This is a genomic window from Dickeya dadantii NCPPB 898 (assembly GCF_000406145.1).
Classification (GTDB): Bacteria; Pseudomonadota; Gammaproteobacteria; order Enterobacterales; family Enterobacteriaceae; genus Dickeya; species Dickeya dadantii.
Genome location: NZ_CM001976.1, coordinates 1,879,616 through 1,905,746, shown reverse-complemented (window position 1 = coordinate 1,905,746; position 26,131 = coordinate 1,879,616). Strand labels below are relative to the sequence as shown.

The window sequence follows — 26,131 nt, the reverse complement described above, 5'->3', positions numbered from 1 at the left end:
AAAAAGTGCTAAATGACACAGACTTAGCAAGAGGAAAAACCACTGGCCCTGTGGATTCAGCACCCATTTTCAAGATGGTTTTTTCTATCAATTTCAATCAGAAGAAGGGAAAAAACTGCGATTCATGCAACATTTACTCAAAATCATTAACCGCTCAGTAAAGTGATGTTTAAGTAATCGCCAATATCCTGCTGAATTGGCAAGGATAAGTAAGGGATTTCCCCCAGCATCGGCGCCGGAATCCGCTCTTGCAGCGTTTGCAGGTAAGCCTGATGGCGACGGTCAGGCGGCTGAACAACGTTGGCGATCCAGCCCGCCAGCCGCAAACCGGCTTGCCGCACCGCCTGTGCCGTCAGCATGGCGTGATTGATGCACCCCAGCTTCACCCCCACCACCAGAATCACCGGCAGCGTCTCTTCCCGCACCCAGTCGGCGAAGGTATGCCGCTCGGAAAGCGGCGTAAACCAGCCGCCGGCGCCCTCTACCAGCACCCAGTCCGCCTGCCGCTCCAGCGCGCGCAAACCGTCGCTGAGGGTGGAGAATGCAATCGGCCGCTTTTCCACGGCGCTGACAATATGGGGCGACGTCGGCTCCAGAAACGCCAGCGGGTTGACCGCGTCGTAAGGCAGCGCCACGCTGCTGTTGGCCTGCAACTGCAAGGCATCGCCGTTGCGGATGCCTTGCGGCGTCACCTCGCAGCCGGAAGCCACCGGTTTATACCCGGCGGTACGGTATCCGGCCTGGCGGGCAGCCTGCAACAGCGCCACGCTGGCGACTGTCTTACCGACTTCAGTGTCGGTTCCGGTAACAAACCAGCGTTCAGTCACGGTGAATCACTCCAAAAACACGTTGATACGTCAAGGGATAGCCCTGCGGATGATGGTCATAATGCGCGGTCAGCGCCGTCAGTTGTCGGCGGCTCAGTCCGCCGTGTTCACGGCCGTTGCGCAGCCAGGTGGCGCCCACCCCCTTGACCGAACGCATCAGGGTCAGCACATCGGGGAAATAGCAGGTCACCGGTGCCAGCGAGACATCGGCGTGGTAAAGGCGGCAGGCGGAGACGATCGCCTCCGACGACATAAAGCGGTTAATGCGCCGGGAACCGTCCAGTCGCTGCCAGGCCGTATCCAGCTCGGCCAGCGTGCCTTCCGCCAGCGTGCAGATGGCAATCGCCCCGCCCGGCCGGGTGACCCGGTAAAGTTCAGCCAGCCCGGCGTCAAAATCGTCGCACCACTGCATCGCCATGTTGCTGAAGCTGATATCCACGCTGCCGTCCGCTAACGGCAGATGTTCGATATCGCCCTGTAGATAGCGCGTCGCCGCCTGCCGCTGGCGCGCTATCGCCAGCATCTCCGTCGACAAATCCAGCGCCGTCACCTGCTTCCCGCTCGCTTGCCAGCGGGCGCTGAAATAGCCGGTGCCGCAACCGGCATCCAGCACCTCGCTGCCGGCATGGTTGCCGACCAGCGTCATCAACTGTTCTCCACTCTCACGCTGCAAGGCGGCAAAACGGTCGTAATACCCGGCCGCCCGGCCGAAGGCGCGGGCAATTGCCTGTTTATGGGGAGGAGACGACAGGGAGGGCAGGTTAACCGGCGTCATACAACACCTCCAGCAGACGGTCGATATCCTCCGGCTGATGGCTGGCGGTCAGGGTAATGCGCAGACGGGCGGTGCCCGGCGGCACGGTGGGCGGCCGTATCGCGTTCACCCACAGCCCTTGCGTGCGCAGTTGCTGCGCCAATGCCAGCGCCCAGGCGTTATCGCCGACAATCAGCGGTTGGATCGCGCTCGCCGACGCCAACAGACGAAACGGCAACCCGGCTGCGCCGTCGCGGAAGCGGCGGACCAACTGCGCCAGCGCATCGCGCCTGGCCTCGCCATCGGCGCCGCGCACGACCGCCAGCGCCGCGTCCAGCGCGCACGCCTGCGCCGGCGGCATGGCGGTGCTGTAAATCAGGTGACGGGCGAACTGCAACAGGTATTCCGCCACCGGCTGGCTGCACAACACCGCCGCCCCGCTAACGCCGAACGCTTTGCCGAAAGTAACAATCAGCAATTCGGGTTTCACCCCTTGCTGCCAGCAACAACCGCGCCCCTGTTCCCCGACGATGCCGATGCCGTGGGCATCATCCACCATCAGCCAGGCGCCGTGATCGCGACAGCGCGCGTGCAACGCCGCCAGCGGTGCGGTGTCGCCATCCATACTGAACACCCCTTCGGTGACCGCCAGCGTCTGGCCGCCGGCCGGTTTTTCCAGCAGTTGCTGCAACGAATCCGGCTGATTATGGTGAAAACGGCGTAAAGTGGCGGGCGATAGGCTGGCCGCCTCCAGTAGCGAAGCATGGCTGAGGCGATCCGCCAGAATACGGTCCCCCTCCGTCAGTAGCGCCGTCACCACCGCCTGATTGGCGGCGAACCCGGAGATCATCAACAGCGCCCGGTCATACCCCAGCCAGTCCGCCAGTTGCTGCTCCAACTGCTCGTGCGCGGTGGTATACCCGGTTACATGGCCGGAGCCGCCGCTGCCCACGCCGTAACGCTCTGCACCCTGCTGCCAGGCGCGCACAATCGCCGGATGCTGGCTCAGCCCCAGGTAGTCATTACAGGAGAAATTGAGGTAACGGTGCGGCTGGCGCACCAGCCAGCGCCCGCTGCCGCCGTCATTAGATAAGCGCACCCGGTAGGCGTCTTCCGCCTGCCGTTGCGCCAGCGCCTGATCGATCCGTTGTTGCCAGCCCATTTACACCGCCGCGTTGTAGTAATGCTCGGTGTCGGCGTGCAGCAGTCGTTCAGCCAGATGCTGCTGTTGCTGGTTGTCGCCGTATTCGGTCTGGGTCTGCTGCGGGTTAAGCCCCAGTTTGCGAAATAGCTGCAAGTCCTTGTCTTCTTTCGGGTTCGGCGTGGTCAACAGCTTGCAGCCGTAGAAGATCGAATTGGCGCCGGCCATGAAACACATCGCCTGCGTCTGCTCGCTCATCTGCTCGCGCCCGGCCGACAGCCTCACGTAGGAAGCCGGCATCATGATACGCGCCACGGCGATGGTACGGATAAAATCGAACGGGTCCACATCCTCGGTTTCCGCCAGCGGCGTCCCCTTCACTTTCACCAGCATGTTGATCGGCACGCTTTCCGGCGGCGTCGGCAGATTCGCCAGTTGCACCAGCAACCCGGCGCGGTCACGCACCGTTTCCCCCAGGCCGACGATGCCGCCGGAGCACACTTTGATGCCAGCCCCGCGTACTTTGCCCAGCGTATCCAGCCGTTCCTGATAAGTACGGGTGGTGATGATATTGCCGTAAAACTCCGGCGAGGTGTCCAGATTGTGGTTGTAGAAATCGAGCCCGGCCGCCGCCAGCCGTTCAGCCTGATCGCCATGCAGCGTACCCAGCGTCATGCAGGTTTCCATACCCATCTCTTTTACGCCGCGCACCATCGATTCCAGATACGGCATATCGCGTTCATGGGGGTTTTTCCACGCCGCCCCCATGCAGAAACGGGTAGAGCCGGCCGCTTTGGCCTGGCGGGCGGAATCCAACACCTGCTCGACCTGCATCAGCCGTTCGGTTTCAATGCCGGTGCGGTAACGGGCGCTTTGCGGGCAGTATTTGCAGTCTTCCGGGCAGGCGCCGGTTTTGATGGATAACAGCGTGCTGACCTGCACCTGACGGGGATCAAAGTGCTGACGGTGCACCTGTTGCGCTTCAAACATCAGTTCCAGAAACGGTTTATCGAACAGGGCCTGCGCCTGTTCCAGTGTCCAGTTTACGCGTTCGGTCATCATCATTGCTCCGGGTAAAAAAGTATCGCCAGTGTAGTTTATGTGGGTATACTGTCAACCAAATTGATGTTCAATTGGTTTACAAGTATGACTCCGGATGACCTGACCTTCGACCAGCGCCATATCTGGCACCCCTACACCTCCATGACCGCTCCCCTGCCGTGTTACCCGGTGACCGCCGCCAGCGGCTGCCGGTTGCAACTGGCCGACGGCCGCCAACTGGTGGATGGCATGTCCTCATGGTGGGCCGCCATTCACGGCTATAACCATCCGCGGCTGAATCAGGCGCTGACGGATCAGCTGGCGCAGATGTCGCACGTGATGTTCGGCGGCATCACTCATCCGGCGGCGGTGGCGTTGTGCCGACAGTTGGTAGCGATCACCCCGGCGGCGCTGGAGTGCGTATTTCTGGCGGATTCCGGCTCGGTGGCGGTGGAAGTGGCGATGAAGATGGCGCTGCAATACTGGCAGGCGCGCGGGGAGCGCCGCCAGCGGTTCCTGACGCTGCGGCACGGCTATCATGGCGATACCTTTGGCGCCATGTCGGTGTGCGACCCGGAAAATTCGATGCACAGCCTCTATCAGGGCTATCTGCCGCCGCATCTGTTCGCCGACGCGCCGCGCTGCCGGTTTGACCAGCCGTGGCAACCGGAAGACATCACGCCGTTCAGCACGCTGTTGCAACAACATCAGCATGAAATCGCCGCGGTGATCCTGGAGCCGATCGTGCAGGGCGCGGGCGGCATGCGGTTTTATCATCCTGAGTATCTGCGTCAGGTCCGCCAGTTATGCAATCAATACGGCATTCTGCTGATCGCCGACGAAATCGCCACCGGGTTTGGCCGCACCGGGCGCCTGTTCGCCTGCGAGCACGCCGGAATCACGCCGGATATCCTGTGCCTCGGCAAGGCGCTGACCGGCGGTTACATGACGCTCTCCGCCACGCTGACCACCCGCGCGGTAGCGGATACCATCAGCAACGGCGAGGCCGGGTGTTTCATGCACGGCCCAACCTTCATGGGCAACCCGCTGGCGTGCGCCGTGGCCCACGCCAGCCTGACGCTGCTGGCGGAAAACCGCTGGCAGGCGCAGGTGGCCGCCATTGAAGCGCAGTTGTGTCAGGCGTTGCTGCCGCTCAGGGAAGCACCGACCGTTGCCGACGTGCGGGTGCTGGGCGCCATCGGCGTGGTGGAAACCCGTCAGCCGGTAAATATGGCGCGCCTGCAACGGTTCTTTGTCGATCAGGGGGTATGGATTCGGCCGTTCGGCAAGCTGATTTACCTGATGCCGCCTTTCATCATCCAGCCGGATGAATTACAAACCTTAACCGAGGCGGTTCGGCAAGCGGTGTTCACCCCGGCGTTGTGGTAATCCCGCGCGCCTCAAACCGGGCGACAAATAACGCCCGGTTTCATTTTTCTTTATTTCCCGAATACGTTTTCCCTCTCTTCCTGATTATTTGCCAGCGATTCAAATCGGAAAATCACAATAAGAAATTATCACTAATGATGGTGATTGAATAATTATCACCTACCGGCAATCTCCTGCGACAATTCTTTGATCCAGCTTCAGAATTTTTATTTCCCTGCTTGAATCCCCAATGAAGACTGGCATAGCGTGGCAAGAAATAATTGCAGGCACTCGCCGTTCGCTCACCATTATTTCATTCAGCAGACACAGCCTGTCCTGGCTTTTTCCCGATGGTCTGTCGTGATGAATGATCTGGCGTTGAATGACCTGGCGTTGAAATATCACGCACGGGCGCCCGCTGTTTTTTCCTCTGGCCCATACCCAAAATAATTCGAGTTGCAGGAAGGCGGCAAGAGAGTGAATCCCGATGAGCTTACTCAGGTAAGTGATTCGGGTGAACGACAAATCTGCCGGGAGCAGATTTGAACGCAGCTTGCTGCGGCCCTGAAAGGGCGAGGCCCAAGGAGGGGCCGAGTAACGCAGCCAACACACCTGCAACTTGAAGTATGACGGGTATATACATAATGAGAAAAACCACATGACATCACGATGCGCACCGCACACCGCGGTGGTTCTGCCCTGGGTTGCCACCCTACCCTTACTGTTTTCTCCACTGGCGGAGGCGGTGCAACAGGCTACGCTCGATACTCGCGAAGCCCCGCTGATTAACGTCGACGGCCTGACATTCAAGGACCTAAACCGCGACGGCAAACTCAATCCCTACGAAGACTGGCGCCTGCCGCCGGCGCAACGCGCAGCGGATCTGGTGTCACGTATGACGTTGGACGAAAAGGCCGGGGTGATGATGCACGGCTCCGCCCCTACCGCCGGCAGCGTTACCGGCGCCGGTAACCAGTACGACCTCAACGCCGCCAAAACCATGATCGCCGAGCGCCACGTCAACAGCTTTATTACCCGGCTGTCCGGCGATAACCCGGCCCAGATGGCGGAAGAAAACAACAAGCTACAGCAACTGGCGGAAGCCACCCGGCTGGGTATCCCCGCCACCATCAGCACCGACCCGCGTAATTCATTCCAGTCGCTGGTCGGCGTCAGCGTGTCGGTCGGCAAATTCAGCAAGTGGCCGGAAACCCTCGGTCTGGCGGCCATCGGCGACGAAGAACGGGTGCGAATCTTCGCCGATATCGTGCGTCAGGAATATCGTGCGGTCGGCATCACCGAAGCGCTGTCGCCCCAGGCCGACCTGTCGACCGAACCGCGCTGGCCGCGTATCGACGGCACCTTCGGCGAAGACCCGGACCTGACCAAAAAGATGGTGCGTGGTTACGTCACCGGGATGCAGAACGGCAAAAACGGCCTTAACAGCCAGAGCGTGATTTCGGTGGTGAAACACTGGGTCGGCTACGGCGCGGCGCAGGACGGCTGGGACAGCCACAACGCTTACGGCAAATACGCTTTATTCCGCCAAAACAATTTACAGTGGCATATCGACCCGTTTACCGGCGCGTTTGAAGCCCATGCCGCCGGCATCATGCCCACTTACTCCATCCTGCGCAACGCGCGCTGGCACGGCAAACCGATTGAACAAGTCGGCGCCGGGTTCAACCGTTTCCTGCTGACTGACCTGCTGCGCGGCCAATACGGTTTCGATGGCGTGATCCTCAGCGACTGGCTGATCACCAATGACTGCAAAGGCGACTGCCTGACCGGCGTTAAACCCGGTGAAAAACCGGTGCCGCGCGGCATGCCGTGGGGCGTGGAAAACCTGACGCCCGCCGAGCGTTTCATCAAGGCGGTTAACGCCGGGGTGGATCAGTTCGGCGGCGTAACCGACTCGGCCGTGCTGGTGAAAGCCGTGCAGGACGGCCTGCTGAGCGAAGCCCGGCTGGATACCTCAGTCAACCGTATTCTGAAGCAGAAATTCCAGACCGGGTTATTCGAGCGCCCCTACGTCAATGCCGGGCAGGCCGACGATATCGTCGGCAGAACGGACTGGCAACAACTGGCGGACGATACCCAGGCGCGAGCGCTGGTATTGCTGCAAAACAACAATCTGCTGCCGCTGCGCAAAGGCAGCCGGGTCTGGCTGCACGGCATTGACGCAAAGGCGGCTCAGGAAGCGGGGTTTGTCGTCGTGAATGTGCCGGAACAGGCGGACGTGGCGCTGATTCGCACCCACACCCCGTACGAACAGCCGCACAAAAACTTCTTCTTCGGCAGCCGTCATCATGAAGGCTCGCTGGCGTTTCGCGCGGACAACCCGGACTATCAGGCCATCGTGCGCGCCAGCGCCCGCGTGCCGACGCTGGTCACCGTCTATATGGAACGACCGGCGGTCCTCACCAACGTCGTGGACAAAACCCGTACGCTGATCGCCAACTTCGGCGTCAGCGATAGCGTGCTGCTGAACAGGCTGATCTCCGGCGCGGCTTACACCGCAAAATTACCCTTCGAACTGCCGTCCTCCATGCAGGCGGTGCTGAAACAGCAGCCCGACCTGCCGTACGACAGCGATAAACCGCTGTTCCCGTTCGGTTACGGCCTACCCCACTGACCCACGTTGCCCCGGTTCGTCCGGGGCGACCCTTTTCCGCCGCAGCGGGATCGCGCCGGGAAAACCTCCGGCCGCGTTTGGTGATTCGTAGCACCCTGACAATATTAGCGTTATCATCACTGCCTCGGTTAATCAGGATTTTCCCTATGCGTAGTACCCTCACCCTTTGCTGGCAGTATTTACGCGCTTTCGCATTGATTTATCTGTGTCTGTTCGCCGGCAATGCGATATCCGCGTTACTTCCCATCACCATTCCCGGCAGCATCCTCGGCATGCTGATTCTGTTCGCGCTGCTGGCATCGCAAATCCTGCCTCCCGGTTGGGTCAAACCCGGTTGCCATCTGCTGATCCGCTACATGGCGCTGTTGTTCGTGCCCATCGGGGTCGGGGTGATGAACTACTATGGCGTGCTGCGCGACCAGTTTGGCCCGATTGTCATCTCCTGTCTGGTCAGCACCTTTGTGGTGATGATCGTCGTCGGCTATACCACCCAGATGATGCACGCTGACCGGCAGGTCTCCAGCCGGAGCGGCGCAGACACGAAGGAAGAAAAATAATGCTGACTTATCTGTGGTGGTCGTTGCCGCTGACGCTGGTGGTGTTCTTTGGCGCCCGCAAGATGGCGATGACACTGAAAATGCCGCTGCTGAACCCGTTGCTGGTGTCGATGCTGGTGATCATCCCGCTGCTGCTGGTGCTGGATATCCCCTACAACCACTATTTCAGCGGCAGCGCCATCCTCAACAGCCTGTTGCAACCGGCGGTGGTGGCGCTGGCGTTTCCGCTATATGAACAACTGCATCAGATTCGCGCGCGCTGGAAATCCATCATCAGCGTCTGTTTTATCGGCAGCGTCACCGCGATCATTTCCGGCACTGTCATCGCCCTGTGGCTGGGTGCGTCGCGGGAAATCGCCGCCTCGGTGCTGCCGAAGTCGGTCACCACGCCGATCGCCATGGCGGTCGCCAGTTCCATCGGCGGCATTCCGGCCATCAGCGCCATGTGCGTGATTCTGGTTGGTATTGTCGGCGCCGTGCTCGGCCACGCCCTGTTCAACCGGCTGAAAATCCACGCCAAATCCGCCCGCGGGCTGGCGATGGGCACGGCGTCGCACGCGCTGGGCACCGCCCGCTGTGCGGAAGTCGACTTTCAGGAAGGCGCCTTCAGTTCGCTGGCGCTGGTGATTTGCGGCATCATCACCTCGCTGATCGCCCCGTTTCTGTTTCCGGTGATCGTGCGCCTGATGGGGACATAACCATCGTTGATTGCCTCTGGTATTCCGGTTATCCGAGCCATTGCCGTAGGTAACGGCTCGCCTCTCCCCCATACCTGCCCGCACGCCCGTCAAAACCTGCGAGACATCTCGCATTTGTGATTTCTTTTTCATTTATTTCATATAAAAAGTGATAATAATCACAAATAACTACCGTGTGTCTGACCAGACTCTGGTTAACACGCCCTGCAAACCGGGAAAGAGAGACCATCATGCAAGCACGCTTTCACGACGCTTTCACGCAACTGCCTGCGGCGCTGCAAGCCGCGCTGGCGCCGATACTGGCGCGTGATGATTTTGCCGCCATGCTGAGCGCCGACGATGTCAGCGAAATCTGCGCCCAGAGCCAGCTCGACGCCGACGGTCTGGCCTTCGCCCTGCTGCCGCTGGCCGCCGCCTGCGCGCTGACGCCGGTGTCTCACTTTCACGTCGGCGCGATAGCTCAGGGTATTAGCGGCGCCTTCTATTGGGGCGCCAATATGGAGTTTGACGGCATGCCGCTGCAACAGACCGTCCACGCCGAGCAAAGCGCCATCAGTCATGCCTGGCTGCGTGACGAACCCGCGCTGCGGGCGGTGACGGTCAACTACACGCCCTGCGGACACTGCCGCCAGTTCATGAACGAGCTGAATAGCGCGCCCGAACTGCGTATCTGCCTGCCGGGACGTTCGCCCGCGCTGCTCGGCCATTACCTGCCGGATGCGTTTGGCCCGCGCGATCTGGCGATCAACACCCTGCTGATGGATGACATTGATAATGGCCTGGCGCTGACGACAGACGATGCGCTGCATCAGTTGGCGCTGGCGGCGGCCAACCGCAGCCACGCGCCATACAGTAAAGCCTTCAGCGGCATCGCGCTGGAAACCCGTCGCGGAAGCCGCTACGCCGGGCGCTATGCGGAAAACGCCGCGTTCAATCCCAGCCTGCCGCCGTTGCAGGCGGCGTTGAACCTGGTCAATCTGGCCGGCGAGGCGTTCAGAGACATCCAGCGGGCGGTTTTGGTGGAATCCGGCCATGTGGCGCTCAGTCAGTGGAGCCTGGCCCAGCCGTTGCTGGCGTCATTCGGTTGTACCGATGTGCGCCGCGAGCTGGCGTACTGAGGTATGGCGCGCCGCCCGACGTTCGTATGGCGGCGCCTCTTCGAGCCGATGGTGGGGCAAATTCACACCGTGTGACTACAACCGCCTCCCAATCGCTCTCTTTTTCCACCGGAAGCGGCACAATATGTGACTTTCCCCACATATTTTTCATATGCAAGTCATCTGTAATTATTTTAATTAACAATCCCTGTACATATTTTTAGGGTACTTTAAGATCCGCGCTATCCTATCGTTTCGTTGGTTCTTCGAACCGATTTCCGCTACCCAAAGAGTCAAAAGTCATGGAATTGGAATACGAAAGTAAACGCCCGCTTTATATCCCTTATGCCGGCCCTATCCTGCTCGAATTTCCCCTGCTGAACAAAGGCAGCGCCTTTACCGAGGCGGAGCGCGCTCAGTTCAACCTGCACGGCCTGCTGCCCGAAGCGGTGGAAACCATTGAAGAACAGGCGGAGCGCGCCTGGCGGCAGTATCAGGAATTCAAGAACGACATGGAAAAGCACGTGTACCTGCGTAACATTCAGGACACCAACGAAACCCTGTTCTACCGTCTGCTGGAAAACCACCTCAGCGAAATGATGCCGATCATTTATACGCCGACGGTGGGCGCCGCCTGTGAACACTTCTCCGACATTTACCGTCGTGCCCGCGGCCTGTTTATCTCCTACCCCAACCGCGAGCATATCGACGATATGCTGCAAAACGCCACCAAACAAAACGTAAAAGTCATCGTGGTGACGGACGGCGAACGTATCCTCGGTCTGGGCGACCAGGGCATCGGCGGTATGGGTATTCCGATCGGTAAACTGTCGCTGTATACCGCCTGCGGCGGCATCAGCCCGGCTTACACCCTGCCGGTGGTGCTGGATGTCGGCACCAACAACCCGCAACTGCTTAACGACCCGCTGTACATGGGCTGGCGTCACCCGCGCATTACCGGCGACGAATACTATGAGTTCGTGAACGAATTCATTCAGGCGGTGAAACGCCGCTGGCCGAACGTGCTGCTGCAGTTTGAAGACTTCGCCCAGAACAACGCCATGCCGCTGCTGAACCGCTACCGCGACGAAATCTGTAGCTTCAACGACGACATTCAGGGCACCGCCGCCGTGGCGCTGGGCAGCCTGATCGCCGCCAGCCGCGCGGCCGGCAGCCAACTGCGCGACCAGACCGTGGCCTTCCTTGGCGCCGGTTCCGCCGGTTGCGGCATCGCCGAGCAGATCATCGCCCAGATGAAGTCCGAAGGCCTGAGCGATGAAGAAGCCCGCGCCCGCGTCTTCATGGTGGACCGTTTTGGCCTGTTGACCGACAAACTGCCGAACCTGCTCGACTTCCAGAGCAAACTGGTGCAGAAAAGCGACAATCTGGCCAAATGGGACATCACCAGCGACGCCATCTCCCTGATGGACGTTATGCGTAACGGCAAACCGACCATCCTGATCGGCGTATCCGGCCAGCCGGGTCTGTTCACGGAAGAGCTCATCCGTGAAATGCACAGCCACTGCGCCCGTCCGATCGTGATGCCGCTGTCCAACCCGACGTCCCGCGTGGAAGCGCGTCCGGAAGACATCATCCGTTGGACCGACGGCGCCGCACTGGTAGCAACCGGCAGCCCGTTTGCCCCGGTACAGCACAAAGACAAGGTTTACCCGATCCCACAGTGCAACAACTCCTACATTTTCCCCGGCATCGGTCTGGGCGTACTGGCCTGTGGCGCCAAGCGCATCACCGACGGCATGCTGATGGCCTCCAGCCGTGCACTGGCCGACTGCTCGCCGCTGGCAAACCAGGGTGAAGGTCCGTTGTTGCCGGAAGTGAGCACCATTCAGGACGTCTCCAGGCACATTGCGCTGGAAGTCGCCAAAGCGGCTCAGTTGCAGGGCGTTGCGGAAGTGACCTCCGAAGATGCGCTGGTAAAAGCGATTGCCCACAACTTCTGGCAGCCGCAGTACCGCACCTACAAGCGTACCTCTTTCTGATTACGCTTTCCGATCGCGCTAATTTCAGGGCGATCGCTATCTCAGACGCGGCTTCGGCCGCGTTTTTTTATCCCGCGCGCTACTGACCTGCCTCATTCTCCCACCCGGTGATTTCTGCCATAATGGCAACCTATAGCTATGCTTTTTCTAACTATGCCTTTTCTAACTATGCCTTTTCTGCCCGCCCACGATGCGGCGAACAGAACAGTGGAGCTGTCATGGATACTTCGGGTTTACTCTCTCTGGAACAGGCGCTGCAAACCATGCTGGCGCAGGTTTCACCACTCACCGCGACAGAAACGGTGTCGATTTATCAGGCTGCCGGTCGCATCACGGCGACGGCGGTAACCTCCCCCCTCGATGTGCCCCCGTTCGATAATTCCGCGATGGACGGCTATGCCGTGCGGTGCCATGAGCTGACCGGCCAGCCGCTGCCGGTGGCGGGGAAAGCGTTTGCCGGCGCGCCGTTTGACGCCAATTGGCCGGAGGGAACTTGCATCCGCATCATGACCGGCGCTCCGATTCCCACCGGCGCCGACGCGGTTGTGATGCAAGAGGACACGGAAAGCGATGCCGATGGCCGGGTCCATTTCACCCGTGCGGTTAAACCGGGCCAAAACATCCGCCGTACCGGTGAGGATATCCGCCGTCAGGCGCAGGTGCTGCCGGCCGGCACCCGACTGGGCACGGCCGAATTACCGCTACTGGCGTCGCTCGGTATCAGCGCGGTTGAAGTGGTGCGCCGTTTGCGTGTGGCGCTGTTTTCCACCGGCGACGAACTGCAACCGGTCGGCGAGCCGTTGCAGGCAGGGCAGATTTACGATACCAACCGCTTTGCCGTGCGTCTGATGCTGGAACAGCTGGGCTATGAGGTGGTCGATCTTGGCATCGTGCGCGATGACCCGGCGGCGCTGCGTCAGGCGTTTCAGCAGGCGGATCAGGCCGCCGACGTGGTGATCAGCAGCGGCGGCGTGTCGGTGGGGGAAGCGGATTACACCAAACAGATGCTGGAAACGCTGGGCGATATTCGCTTCTGGAAGCTGGCGATCAAACCCGGCAAGCCGTTTGCCTTCGGCAAGCTGAGTCACGCCTGGTTCTGCGGGTTGCCGGGCAACCCGGTGTCCGCCGCCGTCACCTTTTACCAACTGGTGCAGCCGCTGCTGGCGCGGTTATCCGGCCATACCGACTGGTCGCTGCCGGCGCGTTTTCGGGTTAAAACGACGACGTCGTTGAAGAAAACGCCCGGTCGACTGGACTTCCAGCGCGGCATTCTAAGCCGCACCGCCGAGGGCGATCTGGAAGTGCGCACCACCGGGCATCAGGGCTCCCATGTGTTCAGTTCATTCAACCAGGGTAACTGCTTCATCGTGCTGGAAGCCGAGCGCGGTCGGGTGGAAGCCGGCGAATGGGTGGATGTCGAACCGTTTAATCCCCTGTTGCAGAGTCACTACTGATGTTGCCTGAACTGACCGATGAAGAAACCCTGCGCTATAACCGGCAGATCGTGCTGCGCGGCTTCGATTTTGATGCGCAGGAGCGCCTGAAAGCCGCACGAGTATTGATTGTCGGACTGGGCGGACTAGGCTGTGCCGCCGCGCAGTATCTGGCCTCGGCCGGGGTCGGCCGGTTGACCCTGCTGGATTTTGATACCGTGTCATTGTCCAACCTGCAACGGCAGGTGCTGCACCGCGACGATCGTATCGGCATGCCGAAGGTGGAATCCGCCCGCCTGACCTTGCAGGGTATCAATCCGCACGTGCACATCACGCCGGTTCAGGACAATCTGGACGATGACGCGCTGCTGGCGTTGGTGATGCAACACGATGCGGTGGTGGACTGCACCGACAACGTGTCGATTCGCGATCGACTCAACCGGCTCTGTTTTATGCAGAAAACGCCGCTGGTGTCCGGCGCGGCGATTCGGATGGAGGGGCAAATCAGCGTCTTTACCTATCAGCCGGAAGAGCCCTGCTACCGCTGCCTCAGCCGGCTGTTTGGCGACAGCGCGCTAACCTGCGTCGAAGCCGGCGTCATGGCGCCGCTGGTCGGGGTGATCGGTTCATTACAGGCGCTGGAAACCATCAAGGTACTGACGCGGTACGGTCAGCCGCTGGCGGGGAAACTGCTGCTGTTTGACGCCATGACGATGCAATTCCGCGAGATGCGATTGCCGAAAAACCCAGACTGCGACATCTGCGGACCGACACGCTGAGTCCCACCGGGGATGGAATTGATGTAAGATGACGGTGTTCTGATTAGCCACAAGGTCACCGTATCATGACGCAATCCTCAATTATTGAAGAGCGTATTCAGCATTCCATCACCCGGGTCGCTAAAGTGGTCTTCCCCACCAATATCAACCATCATTCGACGCTGTTTGGCGGCACCGCGCTGGCGTGGATGGATGAAATCTCGTTTATTACCGCCACCCGTTTCTGCCATAAACCGCTGGTCACCGTCTCTACCGAAAAGATCAACTTCAATACCCCGATCCCTTCCGGCACCATTGTGGAGCTGGTCGGCGAGGTCAGCCGGGTCGGACGTACCAGCCTGACGGTGGATGTGTCGGTGTATCTGGAGCAGATGTACGCCGAAGGCCGCACCAAAGTGATTACCGGTCAGTTTAATTTTGTGGCGGTCAACGACGAAGGGCGCCCGGTTCCGTTATTGTGATGGCCCGGTCGCTGTCATTATTCGGTGAATCAGGCAAGATTGACGCACTACTGTTTCGTCAGCGGTTTCTTCTGGCGCCTTGACACCATCAACCTTTTTTCCGACGGGTGAAAATAATGATTTCCGTCTGCATGATAATCAAAAACGAGGCCAGGCATCTTGCCGGCACGCTGGCATCCATCGCCGCCTATTTTGACGATATCGTTATTGTCGATACCGGCTCCACCGATGACTCCCGAACTATCGCCAGCCAGTTCACCACCAATATTCATGATTTCGAATGGGTAGCCGACTTCTCCGCCGCGCGCAATGCATCGCTGAATTATGCCCGCCACGATTGGGTGCTGGTGATCGATGCCGATGAAGAAATCGAATCCATTGATATCGATGCGCTATACGCACTGATAAAAACACATCCGCAGGCAATCGGCCGCGTGGAACGCATCAATTATCTGGATGAAGGAACCGACACCACCACCGTCCGGGAATCGATCAACCGTTTATTTCGTAAAGATCGCTATCACTACAGCGGCATTATTCATGAACAGGTTACGCCGCGGGAAATCAGCGCGTCGCCTGTCCCGGCATTTATCGCCCCGATACGGCTGAATCATGTGGGGTATAAAAAAGAAATCCTGCAGGAAACCGATAAAGTCGCACGGAACATCACCCTGTTGAAACAGGCGCTTGAGATGCAGCCTGACGATCCTTACCTGCTGTTTCAGCTGGGAAAAAGTTATTACCTGAAACGGGATTACTCCTCTGCGATTGACTATTTCCGGCAGGCGTTGCGTTTTGAAACCAACTTCACGTACGAATATACCGAAGACCTGGTCGAAACCTACGGTTATGCGCTGATCAATCAGGGCGATTACGCAACGGCCATGGATATTCTTCACTATGAATCCCATTATTCATCCACTGATTTTATATTTTTAAAGGCATTGATTCTGATGAATAACGGTCAGCTTCAAAACGCGGTTGATCTGTTTATCCAGTGCACGAAGATGCCGCCGGGAAATAAAGAGGGCGTTAACGCCTATAAAGCCAATTATAATGTCGGCGTTATTCTGGAATGTGTCGGCATGAAGCAAAAAGCGCTGGAGTTCTATCAAAAATGCGGCGATTACGCGCTGGCGCGCGATGGTATTCAACGTCTGGTTCATTGAAGCACCCCGGCATGCCGCCACTGACCTATTTTTTCAGCGGAGGCATGCAAAACCGAATCGTTTATTCATATTCTTCATAATCTATTTTAAAACGGCGTGGCGCTACTGCATTACATTAATATCCCTGATCATATTACCGCCATCTGGTTACCGCAAAGTAACCTAGGCACTTTTAGGTAATTCATTGTTTATGCAAATTTGGCGCGATAATATGTCGCCATACCTGAGCAGAACTTATCATTTTTACGTTCTGCTTTCATCTGGCCATACTTGAGGAAATGCTATGAGCAAGATTGCAGTTGTCTACTATTCTGGCTACGGCCACACCAAACTTATCGCTGAACTGGTTGCGGAAAGCGCCAAAGCCAGCCTGATCGCTATCGACAATAATGGCGATATTACCGACGCGGACTGGGAAACCCTGAACGCCGCAGACGGCATCATTTTCGGCGCGCCGACCTATATGGGCAACGCGCCTTGGCAGTTCAAAAAATTCGCCGACGCCAGCTCCAAAATCTGGTTCACCCGCGGCTGGCAGGACAAAGTATTTGGCGGCTTCGTCAACAGCGCCAGTCTGAACGGCGACAAGCAGGTTACCCTGATTTATCTGCAGACGCTGGCCGCACAGCACGGCGGCATCTGGGTCAGCCTGGGTCAACTGCCGGCTAACGCTCTGGCTTCCACCCGCAACGACGCCAACAACCTCGGTGGTTCCGGCGGCGCACTGATTCAGTCTCCGTCCGATGCCGGCGCCGATGCAATTCCGGCGGGCGATCTGGAAACCGCCAAACTGTACGGCGCGCGCGTGGCTGAAATTACCCGTCGCCTGCACGGTTAATCATGTCATACCCTCTGAAACTCAAATGCCCGGTTTCCCGGGCATTTTTTCATTGTTCGCCATTCCTTCCCGACTAATACCGCGCGGGGCGCGTCTGAATCCAGAACGCATGGATCAGCCCAGGCAGGTAACCCAGCAACGTCAGCACGACATTCAACAAAAACGCCCAGCCCAGACCTTTGCCCAGCAAAACCCCAAACGGCGGCAGGATGATGGTGAACAGAATACGCCAGAAACCCATTGGTAACCTCCATTGCGGCCAGTAATCGGGTCAGATACGCCAGCATAATCGGTTGAATGTCAGTTTCTGACGACAGCGGGTAAGGTTTTGTCGCCGATATGCGTTAATACAGATGAAAAAAGCGGACTGAAAAGTTCAGTCCGCCTGCATACTTAGGGATATCGTTCAGAGATTATGGCTGTTGATAGGCCAGCTTGTAGTTACCCGCCGCCACGGTTTTAAACGTCACTTTGTCGGGATACCAGCGGATTTCCACTTCGGCTTCAGTCTGTTTTTTCCAGGCGGAGCCGTTAGTCACATTAAGAGTCAGATCATCGACCACAACACCGTCTACTGATGGATCAGGGACACTGAGCACCAGAGCAAACGCCAGATTATCAGGCACACCATTGGTATTAGGAAACAGCAAAGCCCATTGTGTTGCAGTGACCTGGCCCAAGGACGATGCAGTCATACCACTCGCTACCAGCTTATTTGCCCCAGTTGCATCTGCAGATAATGAACCAATAGACACCCAGGAACTCCCACTCCATACAACCCAGTCATTCAAATCACGCGACACCGCTACAGATACCACACCTTTGCCGGACAGCGTTGCTGACAATTGTGCTGAGCTAATCACCTGCAAGGATCTAACACTGGTCAACGATTTTGGCACAATAATCTGAGGGGGTGGCCCGTAGGATGTTCTAACGTAATTGTTTGCCGGGTTTGACGCGAGCCAAACCTTGATTGGCAGCTTACCTGATAGCGCGGAACTGCTAATAACGCCGGAGTAAACGAAGCCAACTGTAGAAAATTCTGACGCGGAGGATGGCGAGTTTACTTTCGTTAGCACACCGGATGATGCGGTATAGAAATTCCCGAAGGATTCAGAAATCAGGCACTTATCACCAACAACCAGCTTCAGTTTTTTGATACTAACAAACGCATAGGAAGAATTTTTATCAGTAATATATAAGCGATATTTCGAATAATTCGCGGCAACCGATAAAGGGAACTCTTGATCGATGTCAGCCGTATTATTCGTGCTGTTGCTGACCGCATGAACGGTTGTCCAAACACTGCCGTCATTGCTACCCTGCAACAACCAAGATTTCGGACTGGCAAGGCCGCCAATCACTGAGTTTGGGTTCGTTATTATGTAGCCCGTGATCTGAGTTTGAGACGGCAACTCAATCTCTAACCACTGCGGCGCAGCAGCAGTAGGCGCGCTAGCGCTGATCCAGCCATTACCTGATACGCTGCCGTCAAAGGCGTAATAGGCGGCATATGATGCGTTGTATACTGAAGAGGCCGAGGCAATATATCCGGCAGGTGTGTTTGCTGACGTCATTGCTGGGACTACTGTGGACGTTGAGTAGCTCGACACTGATAATGAAATGCCGTCCGCTTTGATAATTGAAGAATAAAAAGAACCGTCGGAACCCATTGAATAGGTTTCACCAGTGTACGGCTTCAGTTGCCCATCAAATACAACGTTGTTTGTCTGCTCATAGTTGGCGGCACTTGTGCTTGAAAAGGTATCAATAACCACCGTCTGTGATGTTAGCCCCGCTTCCTCCTTCAGCGCATAAGCATCGAAGCTATAGTCCATCTGACCATTCAGGCTAATCGGGAAGGTGAATATCTGGTTCGCCGTTGTACCCATACGCGTCACCACGGTATAGCCGCTTCCACCTTGGCCCGAACCGCTTCCCGCCCCGGTTGCGCTGATGCTCAGTTGGCTGTTTCTGTTGTCATACGCCAGAGAAACACCTCGGCCAGCCGCCAGCGTCGCCACCAGCACCTTGCGCACCGCGTCGGTAAAGTCGGTAATTTGCGAGACGGTGTGGGTATGGTTAGCAAGGTCGGACTTACGCACCACATCGCTCAGTCCCAGATTGGCGACAAACTGGGCTTTGTCCGGAATATCAGCGCCATTGAGGGTTTTATCCATCATCCGGCTGACGGCGTCGGTCAGGTCCGGCAGGGTTTTCACCACCACGCTCTGACCACCGTTGTCCGTCAGCGTCACCTGACCATGCTCGGTCAGCACCTGTTTCCATTGAGCCAGTTGGGACTGGTAGCCGGCCAACATCGCCGCAACCTGCGCAACATAGGCGGCGTGATCAAACGTGTCACTGCTGCCCAACACCGGAATGGCGTAATTCACGCCATTTTCCGTGCAACCAATATATTCGCTAGCCAGCACCAGTTCGGTATCCGATACCACTGATGCAATTTCATAAATCTTAATGCTGCAATCAGCAAAAATCAGCAGCATGCCACCGGCAACGACACTATTATTCTTATCCGCCCATGCCGTATTATTACCCAGCACCACCTTGCTACCGGAAAAAAGTGATAATGAACCTGATTTATACCACATAAATACTTCCTTTATTTTAAAAATAGATTTCCGTCACCAACAATTATTTATTGGCGAAACGAATTTATTAAAAATTACAGTGTTAAACGATTAACGAGAAAGTTCCATTTCCAATGTCATACGGAATTGCTCATATTCCACATCGAAATCGTTATATTCAGCGGTCTGATTCGGTTTCAATACCGCCAACGCCGCGCTGACCTGTTCACGCAACGCCCGAGCCTCGGCGACGGTATCAGCATAGCAATCAACACCGACGGTAATCTGCTGATCGGTCTGTTGTTGTGACGCGTTATAATGGTTTTCCTGGCTCAGCGAGAAAATAATAAACGGATATTTACGATGGGGTGCATGATAATCACAACACGACACGGCATAGGCATAAACATGGCCATTAGCCAATTTACCCAGCAGTGGATAGATATCTTCTTCAGTCATTTTAACCAGCCTTCATTGATAACAAGTAGAATTAAACCTCTTCCAGTTGGAGCAACCAGAAAATAGATTTCTTCAGAAACTTATCGCTTCGGCCATTATCATAACGACTTTTATGACTACTCTTCTCGCTGTCACTGGTGTGCCATCAACCAGAAATAAAAAACGCCGGGTTATTAATGCAAATCATTAGCGAGCGATAAAAACCAGTCAGAAATAGTGGTTACCCGCTCAAATAAAACGCTTAACATCAATCAGCGCATCAACGGTGATAATCATAATGTAAAAATGATGATTTCATGACCGTGCAGCCAGAAACATCATGCAACCGGGTGTTAGGCTATGTCATACGTAATTTTGAGACAGATCGGCATACTGCTATCAGAAAGAAAAATGATACTCAGGCAGGGGAAAAACCAATGACTGAAGGAAGTGGCGGAGAGAGGGGGATTTGAACCCCCGGTAGAGTTGCCCCTACTCCGGTTTTCGAGACCGGCACGCAATATGTTTATTTTCAGTGTTTTACGTCATTTTGTTGGTATATATTTAAAATAACCATATATTAATATCAATACCTTAATCCGCATTAAACAGAAAAATACCAACACCTATATTGAGTAAAAATGAAAATTATCGACTATCACGGAACGACGGTTTGCGTACTCGATGAAGACGAAATGCTGGACGGTTGCCCCATGCTCTCATATGCAGTTTTCGCCGATTTCGGCGGCTGGCTGGACGTCAAAATCTGGCCCGGGATTGCTATCCCACTGCACACCGATCCGCTGCCGACACTGGAAGATGTGCTCGACGAGATTGCATATCAGGAAAATTTGATTGAATGAATGGCCCGGCATTCCGCCGGGCTTTTTGTCAGCGCCTGATTTTCACGACGATTTAGCCGACTCCAGCGAAACGACCCGCGCAGTCAGCGCCTCTATCATCTGCTGTTGCTCTTTGAATGCATTGACTAACAGAGCCGTCACTGAGCTGTAGTTCACGCCGAGCAAATCATCCACATTATTGCCGTCCTTATCCAGCCCCGGCCCCATCAGCTCAACGGCCTCCGGCAATACCGTCTGCAGGTCCTGCGCGACAATGCCAGCTCTGCGCTGTCCGTTCATGTCGTATGTGTAGCCCGTCAGCATCATCGTCTTGCTGGTCGCGTCTTTTATTTCCTCAAATTTGTCTTTCAGGCGACGGTCCGAGCCGTCAATCCAGGCCCCACCCGGCGCTACAGCGTTGCCGTTCCCGCGAAATGAGAAGCTGGCCTGATCAATGAGCATACGCAGCGAGTGGTACTGGCCGGCAACGAGATAATATTCCAGCGTTGATGCAATTGATCCGACAGCATCTGTCCAGTTTATCCCTATCGACCGGGCATTGCCGGATGATTCGCTGGATAGGTTCGTTGGACGGAAACCCGTGGCATGCAACAGCCCATTCACGACGACTTCGGATGAAACCGTGCCTCCGGTTTTCCCTTCCAGCGAGCCGAACCGGCCGTCATCGCCGGCGGCGACGGTGCCTGATGTGTTCCCTACGTTTCGTATCGCAGCTGTTCCTAGTCCGAGATTAGAACGGGCGCCAGATGCGGTGGTTGAACCAGTGCCGCCCTGCACCAGCGAGAGCGCTGTAGTCAGACCGCTGAGGCTCGTTATATCGCTGTTTGAGCCGCGCGCGGCTTTAGTATTCAGCGCGCTGGTGAATGAGTTCCACGCGAGCCCGGAATATGTTGAGCCGTCCGGCAGTGTTATTGTGATCGTTCCAGTTCCGCTGAAAACTTGCTGCCAGTTGTTTTTATCGTAGTTCAGGCCCCGAATCGCTTTCGCTGTATCTGCTGCCAACTGGGCCGTGATTGCGTTCATCGCGTCGCGTGGGACGGCGGACCATGCCGCGCCAGCGGCGGTAGGTCCATCATAGGCCCGAATCAGCGTTACCTGCGTTGCAGAATCGACCGTTTTCGCCGGCAGCGTGTATGTCACGCCGCCGACAACAGCAACGACAAAATCACCGGCAACCAAATCTGAGGTGAACGTTGTGCCGGCCCCAGTTGCGGTAACTGAGCCGTTAGTGAGCGTAATAGTTCCAACGGACATATTATTTCCCCGGTTATAAATAATCTGCCGCGTCAATGACAGGCAGGGACATCGGCGTTATCTGATAGTATGGCTCGGTGAGGCTCAGAGCCCCTTCATACCACGATCGGTACTGACGAGAGCGCCACGCCGCAACCTGGTTATTAACCATCTTGAACCCGGCATAAAACATCATCCCGTAATTGCCGTTTAATACTGGCCCGCTACTGTGGACGCCCATAGAACATAGCGGCACCATCGGTTTCTCGGCGGGTACGTTTGACGCCACAAATGCACCCGGATAGCTGTTGATATCGACATACCCTCCGCGCCATACCAGCGGCGGTAGACGGGACGAAAATACGCAAACGCCGTCTTCTCGCCAGAGCGTTAGGCCGCCATCGTGTGGGGTGGGTGGCTGATTTGAGAAAACGACAATATCCATCGTTACTGTGTAAACAGCCTCTCCATTATTGTTATATGCATAGATCGTCATCGACCCGCGATCGAGATATATCGATGCGTCAGGATGATTCCAGTGCGCAAAAACTACAGCGTCAGAACCAACGCCAAGAGCATAAGAGCCAGCAAAAGTTACGCTGATTCTTTTAATGCACTGACCTATCACGTTCTGATTTGATATGGCGAAAAAATTGGCGGCGTTTTGCAGGAATAGACCGAATCCCTGCGGTTGAGAGTTGATCACCTGGAATACGTCATATTCCATTGCGACGCGATTTTTATCCCAAAACTGATTAAACATGCTATATGAACAGTAAACGTCCCCGCCCGATATAGACACGCCGCTGCATGCAACAACATGCGGGTTTACAGCCCCCTCAATGGTATAAATCAGACATGTGCGGCGAGGGATTACAAATAATTGACCGCCGTTGAATATGCCGTGGCTGGTTATTGAATCACCATTGCTGCTCATTTGCGGCGCCGCATAACCCAGATATGACGGGCATTTCACGTTATTTGATATATCAACCAATTTACCGCCATCAACCGGCTGCACGTATAAACCGACCATTATGATAACCATCCAAGTTTTGCAACCATCGCGCCAGCCGTCGTATAAATTGCCAATCCAGTCCCATCCAGTTTCACGCGCCCAGTCCCGATCGCACCCATCTGAAAACCTCCGGCCTTATCCAAATTCCAGCCGACTACCCCATTCCAGTTGTCCGAATAGATCGCCCCGGATATTTTTGCATTCGTGATTGCCGCATTGGCTATTTTTGCGTTTGTGATGCTTCCGTCCTGAATAAAGGCAGAATTAATAAACACCTGGCCGTTATAAATAAAAAACGCCCTTTGATAATTACCCGGCGTACTGCCAGAATAAACACCAAACTGATCGGCGGAAAATACAACTGTTGATTTATAGCCACCATTTCCGTCCGGCTCTATCCCCATTCCAAACCCGGTGTTGTATTTCGTTCCGTCACGAATAACGCCGAGATTTAACGTATAAAACGCGCTGGCCGCACCGGAACTGGTCACTTCGGCCGTGAGTTTCTGATTAACTGCAGCCGTGAGTTCTCCATATTGAGCCTGAACAATATCAGTCAACTCGGCAAGCGAGCCGTTAAGATCCGCCACCGTGGTGCGTATTGTGATGACATCCGCGCGCACCTCACCGTATTGTGCGTATTGCCGCTCAACGGCCGCATTTGTCGCCAGGGCGTTTTGCAGTGTGGCTTCAATATTTCCATCAATGCCATTTTGTAGATTGTCGAATGCGCCAGTGTCCCTAATTGCCTCGTCGATATATTCAAGCATGCCTGGAATGTCTGCTGATGCCTGCCCGGATGCCTCAACGAACCCGGACACTCCGAACGCGTTTTTCGTGCGCACGTACATGTAGTAAGTCGTTTCAGCCCGCAGTCCATGTAACGCCCACTGGGTCGCACGCCCCAGGTACTGCGCCAGCGTCGTCACGCTGCTGATATCAGTGATTCGCGTTTCCGATGAATACCAGAATTCAAACGTAGTGTCGGTGGTAGCGCTGACGCTCATCACCGGCACTAAGCCGGCAGAGAAGATGCCAGGCGTCCAGACAACGCTGGACGGCGCCAGCGGCGCGCCGATCACCATACTGACCTGCGTTTCCGCCCCCTTCATACCGTTATCGTTGCGGCCACGCACGCCCAGCGTGTAGTTACCAGCATTCAGTCCATAAAATTCATACTGGAATTGTTCGGTTTCATGCTGGGCTACAACCGCGCCAGATTCGTTATACACGTACAGCTCAAACACCAATTTTCTGGTTGTTGTAGCAGTTTCCCATGCCGCGCGAACCTGCACAGTCTCACTCGCGACGTTAACAATGCGCAGATTTTCGACGTTCGGCACCCGGTACCCGTTAAGGGTGTCGGTCGGTACATCAAACACAGCGCCCTCATCCACCACCGCCTGTTTATTCGGATCGTGATGTTGCGCAGTGATTGTATATGTCGAGTTGTTTTCATCCTCTTTCACGCTTGTGATACGGAACAGCCGGGCCGCCAGTTCGCCAGTAGAGATCACGAACACGGTACCGTCACGCACATAAGCCGGTGCCGCTTTCAGGGTTACAACACGACCAGATACAGACTGAATTTCATGGCGAGTCAGCTTTCCGGTTGATCCCATGATCGATATGGTGTCTCCGCTGCTGACCAGCGCCGATATGTCGGCATCGACCGTTACCGCCTGCCCGCCGTGCGACAAGATACGCCCGCCCAGCCGTGTGCCTGCGTAGTTGTTATCCATGACTTCAACAATGTCGCCGGGCATGAAGGCGATCGCATCTCGCGCCATCCGGAACGTGACTTTACGCGATTCCCGCTTAGCGGTTTCCAGCAGCCAACGGCCAGCGCGGTAAGCTTGTCCGCGAGAGGTACAGCCAAATGCTTCAAGCGTAGTTTCGTTGTAACCGTAACGCCCGATCAGCGTGTCATCGGAAACGTATTCTTTATCCTGCTCCCACCCGTTCGCTGGATTAGTCCAGGACACAACAACAGCGTTATAGCGCTCTGAGCGCGGCACGGAACTGCCGGTAAATAGGCCATCTACAACGTTGGCGTTGGTGATAGATGCGACCGGGTCTTGTGGGTTATCAATCATCACAGATAGGCGCATGCCATCCCACACCGCTATTCCACGGAACATGCTGGCGATCTTGTCCAGGATCTCGCGAGCGTTGGCCGGCTCTGTGATGTATGCATTCAATCGCAATCGGGGTTCGGTACCGCCGTATCCATCGTTGACCGATTGATCACAAAACTGCGACAGCACATACAGCGCACCATCATCCACGTCAATATCACCGGCCCGGCGCGCCAACCCATAGCGCTGGTGCTTCACCAGCGCCCGGAATAGCCATGCCGGGTTATCAGTCCATGCGGATTTAAAACCACCCGTCCAAATGCCGGAGTATGTCCGGCTTGTCGGGTCATAGTTGTCCGGCACATCAACGATAATTCCGCGCAGGTGATACGTGCGGCTGGGGGTGTCTGTGTACTGACTGCGGTCAATCACCGCGCCGGCTATGGCTGAATATGGGTAATTCAGGCTGTCATCCGTAATTTCCGTATAGCTGTTCCATACAGTCCCATTTGTCAACAGATCGCTGGCGCTGTCCGGTGTGATGCGGCGAATGCGGATATCGAACGGCTTCGTGTCCGGGGCGTCGATGATGTGAGCCTCCAGGTACTCGCCGGATATTTTCCCGCTGATAGTCACCGTCTTGGCAATTTGATAGGCCCCGCCGCTACCGGCGCGGGTTTCAATCACCATTGTTACCGATGTATTGGACTGATTGCCCGCCGTGTCCTGCTGGACAAGCCCGCTTACGCCGAGATTTACGCGAACCCGAGCCACATCGTCATCAGTTACAGTACGGACCAGTGGCGTGTCAAACGTCACCGCGTTGTTAACAATGGTGGTAGCCTCAATGGCATCAAAGCCCATTATCGGCGGCTGGGCCATCGAGCCAGGCCGCCACGCCACACTGACCCCATTGATATTCGTTGCACCTGACGCGCTAGTCACTGGGGTTTTGTTCACCAAGAACGACGAAAGATAGGTCTGGTCGACCGGGCCATAAATTGGGCCTTCAGATATCAGATCGAGAACGCGGTAAAACTGTTTAGATGTGAGGTTATCATTGAGAAGAGTCGGGGTGCTGGCCCCGCCGCCGCCAGAAGACATGTGCGCTC

The 26,131-nt window shown here is 56.3% G+C and carries 22 protein-coding genes; 12 read left to right on the top strand and 10 right to left on the bottom strand.

What is annotated here, in order from left to right; translation table 11 throughout:
* Positions 1-146 precede the first annotated feature (146 nt).
* Genes bioD through bioB form a run of 4 tightly spaced genes read right to left on the bottom strand, consistent with a single transcriptional unit; the run spans position 147 to position 3,781 of the window.
* The gene (bioD, locus tag DDA898_RS08860; protein WP_038910971.1) at positions 147-827 is read right to left on the bottom strand and encodes a dethiobiotin synthase; all 681 of its coding nucleotides are present in this window, start codon (positions 825-827) and stop codon (positions 147-149) included.
* Positions 820-1,602: a malonyl-ACP O-methyltransferase BioC gene (gene bioC / locus DDA898_RS08855; protein WP_038910970.1), complete on the bottom strand. Its 783-nt coding sequence runs from the start codon at positions 1,600-1,602 to the stop codon at positions 820-822. Before bioC ends, bioD begins: the two co-directional genes overlap by 8 nt.
* Positions 1,589-2,743 carry an 8-amino-7-oxononanoate synthase gene (gene bioF / locus DDA898_RS08850; protein WP_038910969.1) on the bottom strand — a complete coding sequence of 385 codons (1,155 nt, stop codon included), beginning with the start codon at positions 2,741-2,743 and terminating at the stop codon, positions 1,589-1,591. The genes bioC and bioF overlap by 14 nt, the downstream gene beginning before the upstream one ends.
* Positions 2,744-3,781, bottom strand: a complete 1,038-nt coding sequence (gene bioB / locus DDA898_RS08845; RefSeq protein WP_033112300.1) for a biotin synthase BioB — start codon at positions 3,779-3,781, stop codon at positions 2,744-2,746.
* A gap of 87 nt (positions 3,782-3,868) precedes the next feature.
* Between bioB and bioA the strand changes: the two genes are divergently transcribed.
* The 11 genes from bioA (at position 3,869) to DDA898_RS08785 (ending at position 16,798) form a co-directional block, all read left to right on the top strand.
* Positions 3,869-5,152: an adenosylmethionine--8-amino-7-oxononanoate transaminase gene (gene bioA, locus DDA898_RS08840; RefSeq protein ID WP_038910968.1), complete on the top strand. Its 1,284-nt coding sequence runs from the start codon at positions 3,869-3,871 to the stop codon at positions 5,150-5,152.
* Positions 5,153-5,789: 637 nt separating this feature from the next.
* Complete coding sequence (locus DDA898_RS08830; protein ID WP_050570240.1) at positions 5,790-7,766, top strand: glycoside hydrolase family 3 protein; 1,977 nt, start codon at positions 5,790-5,792, stop codon at positions 7,764-7,766.
* Positions 7,767-7,912: 146 nt separating this feature from the next.
* The gene (locus tag DDA898_RS08825; RefSeq protein WP_038910965.1) at positions 7,913-8,323 is read left to right on the top strand and encodes a CidA/LrgA family protein; all 411 of its coding nucleotides are present in this window, start codon (positions 7,913-7,915) and stop codon (positions 8,321-8,323) included.
* Positions 8,323-9,021 carry a CidB/LrgB family autolysis modulator gene (locus DDA898_RS08820; RefSeq protein WP_013317461.1) on the top strand — a complete coding sequence of 233 codons (699 nt, stop codon included), beginning with the start codon at positions 8,323-8,325 and terminating at the stop codon, positions 9,019-9,021. The genes DDA898_RS08825 and DDA898_RS08820 overlap by 1 nt, the downstream gene beginning before the upstream one ends.
* 230 nt (positions 9,022-9,251) lie before the next feature.
* A complete protein-coding gene (cdd, locus tag DDA898_RS08815) occupies positions 9,252-10,139 on the top strand; it encodes a cytidine deaminase (protein ID WP_038910964.1) in 888 nt (295 codons plus the stop codon).
* Between the two features lie 281 nt (positions 10,140-10,420).
* Entirely contained in the window at positions 10,421-12,118 is a 1,698-nt protein-coding gene (locus tag DDA898_RS08810) for an NAD-dependent malic enzyme (RefSeq protein WP_013317459.1), read from the top strand.
* A gap of 218 nt (positions 12,119-12,336) precedes the next feature.
* A complete protein-coding gene (gene moeA / locus DDA898_RS08805; protein ID WP_038910963.1) occupies positions 12,337-13,572 on the top strand; it encodes a molybdopterin molybdotransferase MoeA in 1,236 nt (411 codons plus the stop codon).
* Positions 13,572-14,330 carry a molybdopterin-synthase adenylyltransferase MoeB gene (gene moeB, locus DDA898_RS08800; protein ID WP_038900947.1) on the top strand — a complete coding sequence of 253 codons (759 nt, stop codon included), beginning with the start codon at positions 13,572-13,574 and terminating at the stop codon, positions 14,328-14,330. The genes moeA and moeB overlap by 1 nt, the downstream gene beginning before the upstream one ends.
* Before the next feature lie 65 nt (positions 14,331-14,395).
* Positions 14,396-14,791, top strand: coding sequence for an acyl-CoA thioesterase (locus DDA898_RS08795; RefSeq protein WP_038900946.1), 396 nt, complete (start codon positions 14,396-14,398; stop codon positions 14,789-14,791).
* Between the two features lie 116 nt (positions 14,792-14,907).
* Positions 14,908-15,960, top strand: coding sequence for a glycosyltransferase (locus DDA898_RS08790; RefSeq protein WP_038910961.1), 1,053 nt, complete (start codon positions 14,908-14,910; stop codon positions 15,958-15,960).
* A 283-nt stretch (positions 15,961-16,243) separates the two neighbouring features.
* On the top strand, positions 16,244-16,798 hold the full coding sequence (locus DDA898_RS08785) for a flavodoxin family protein (RefSeq protein WP_038900944.1): 555 nt from the start codon (positions 16,244-16,246) through the stop codon (positions 16,796-16,798).
* 73 nt (positions 16,799-16,871) lie between these two features.
* Here DDA898_RS08785 and DDA898_RS22210 read toward each other — a convergent pair whose 3' ends face one another.
* The 3 genes from DDA898_RS22210 to gp17 form a co-directional block, all read right to left on the bottom strand.
* On the bottom strand, positions 16,872-17,039 hold the full coding sequence (locus DDA898_RS22210) for a YqaE/Pmp3 family membrane protein (RefSeq protein ID WP_013317453.1): 168 nt from the start codon (positions 17,037-17,039) through the stop codon (positions 16,872-16,874).
* A 172-nt stretch (positions 17,040-17,211) separates the two neighbouring features.
* A complete protein-coding gene (locus DDA898_RS08775) occupies positions 17,212-19,410 on the bottom strand; it encodes a discoidin domain-containing protein (RefSeq protein ID WP_038910959.1) in 2,199 nt (732 codons plus the stop codon).
* 90 nt (positions 19,411-19,500) lie between these two features.
* The gene (gp17, locus tag DDA898_RS08770; protein ID WP_038910958.1) at positions 19,501-19,848 is read right to left on the bottom strand and encodes a tail completion protein gp17; all 348 of its coding nucleotides are present in this window, start codon (positions 19,846-19,848) and stop codon (positions 19,501-19,503) included.
* A gap of 620 nt (positions 19,849-20,468) precedes the next feature.
* Between gp17 and DDA898_RS08765 the strand changes: the two genes are divergently transcribed.
* Entirely contained in the window at positions 20,469-20,690 is a 222-nt protein-coding gene (locus DDA898_RS08765) for a hypothetical protein (RefSeq protein ID WP_038910956.1), read from the top strand.
* A 42-nt stretch (positions 20,691-20,732) separates the two neighbouring features.
* Here DDA898_RS08765 and DDA898_RS08760 read toward each other — a convergent pair whose 3' ends face one another.
* Genes DDA898_RS08760 through DDA898_RS08750 form a run of 3 tightly spaced genes read right to left on the bottom strand, consistent with a single transcriptional unit; the run spans position 20,733 to position 26,123 of the window.
* Positions 20,733-21,944, bottom strand: coding sequence for a tail fiber domain-containing protein (locus DDA898_RS08760; RefSeq protein ID WP_038910955.1), 1,212 nt, complete (start codon positions 21,942-21,944; stop codon positions 20,733-20,735).
* A 13-nt stretch (positions 21,945-21,957) separates the two neighbouring features.
* Entirely contained in the window at positions 21,958-22,959 is a 1,002-nt protein-coding gene (locus DDA898_RS08755) for a DUF6453 family protein (protein ID WP_038910954.1), read from the bottom strand.
* Complete coding sequence (locus tag DDA898_RS08750; RefSeq protein WP_038910953.1) at positions 22,959-26,123, bottom strand: TipJ family phage tail tip protein; 3,165 nt, start codon at positions 26,121-26,123, stop codon at positions 22,959-22,961. The genes DDA898_RS08755 and DDA898_RS08750 overlap by 1 nt, the downstream gene beginning before the upstream one ends.
* Positions 26,124-26,131 lie beyond the last annotated feature (8 nt).